At 29.0% G+C, this 1565-nt stretch carries 1 protein-coding gene and 1 pseudogene; both read right to left on the bottom strand.

Going from position 1 to position 1565, the window contains the following annotated elements; genetic code table 11:
- Positions 1 to 73: 73 nt before the first annotated feature.
- Positions 74 to 706, bottom strand: a pseudogene (locus tag HCG70_RS17245) (IS3 family transposase); the annotation flags it as partial.
- Positions 707 to 738: 32 nt separating this feature from the next.
- Positions 739 to 1565 (bottom strand): IS3 family transposase (locus HCG70_RS17240; protein WP_221698080.1); only part of this gene is annotated, 827 nt, incomplete at its 5' end.

The following is a 1565-nucleotide window of genomic DNA, read 5'->3' as shown; positions in this document are numbered from 1 at the left end:
ATAACTGGAAATAAAATTTCCAGTTATACATTTTATTATATTTATATTTTACACAAATTTTTAGATATCCTCCTAAAAGCTGATTTCTGTATTTTACAGGAGTCAGCCTTTTTAAATTCCATTGATAACGGTAATTATTATAATAATTTATATAATTATCGATTATGCCTTTAAGTTCTTCAAAAGTCGTACAACTTCTATAATTAATTTCATCCTTCATATGTCCAAAAAAAGATTCCTGCGGGGCGTTATCCCAACAATTACCGCGTCTGGACATAGATTGTCCGAGATTTTTAGACTTTAATAATTTTTGAAATCTTGGACTTGTGTAATGAGCTCCTTGGTCTGAGTGAATAAATGCATCCTTATGTAATTTAAATTTTGTATTATTCATCAGTTTATGAATAGTATCAATAGCAATATCAAGTGTTATATTATTTGATAAATTATGCGCTAATATTTCATTAGTAGAAGCATCTTTGATGGTCGACAAATAGGCCATCTGATTATTACCATATGGTAGATAGGTTATATCCGTAAGAAGTACTTTTCCAGCTACTTCTTGTTTGAAATTTCTATTTAGGAGATTTGGAACAACTCTATGTTCTTTAGTTGCTTTAGCCATTCTTCTGTACGGATTAGCTTTTCTTATTGGACAAACAATATTATATTTTCTCATAATCCTTTGAATACGCTTGGTCTTATGTCAATATTTTGGACACAAAAAGTCAAACTTTTTTATGCTGCACTTCTAGCTAATAATTCACATTGTTCTGGTGTCATGTAATTAATAGAAGAGTGTATCCTTTTTCTGTTATACCAACCTTCAATATATTTAAATATAGCTATATTGGCTTCTTCAAAGGTACGATATGTATTTCTATAGATTTTTTCCTTCTTTATTGAAGAATGGAAAGATTCTATACAAGCATTGTCATAAGGACAACCTTTTTTACTAAATGATTGTATAATATTAAACTCTTTACATAGCTCTTTTAAATCATTACTAGTATATTGAGATCCTAAGTCTGTATGAAATATTATATGCTTATTTTTATTAGGATTTTGATTGTAATAAGCATTTTTTAAAGCTTTAACAACTAAATCATTAGTCATTCTTTTACCGAAAGCGTAGCCAATTATTTTTTTAGAATGTAAGTCAAGAACTGAAGCTAAATAGCACCAACCATCCCTACTAGTATGAATATATGTAATATCTCCTACCCATTTTCCGTTAATATAAGTAGTTGTAAAGTCTCTTTTTAAAACGTTTTCTAAATCTTCTACTACCTTTTTACTTGAATTAGGCTTGTATTTCTTTACAGTTACTGCACAAAGGTTAAGTTTAGTCATTAGTCTTTGAACTCGCTTCAATGATACATTGAAGCCTTCTATACCAAGTATATAATGAATTCTAGGAGCACCATATATGCCTTTATTCTCTTTATATATCCTTTTAATAGCTGATTTTAATTCCTCATTTTCTAGTTCTCTTGCAGATTTAGTTTTATCAAAAGATTTATAATATGTGCTTCTGGCTACGCCTAGAACGGTACACATAGTCT

The organism is Clostridium sp. K04 (genome assembly GCF_019734375.1).
In the GTDB taxonomy this organism is placed as follows: domain Bacteria; phylum Bacillota; class Clostridia; order Clostridiales; family Clostridiaceae; genus Clostridium; species Clostridium saudiense.
This window is presented reverse-complemented; position numbering and strand designations above follow the sequence as displayed.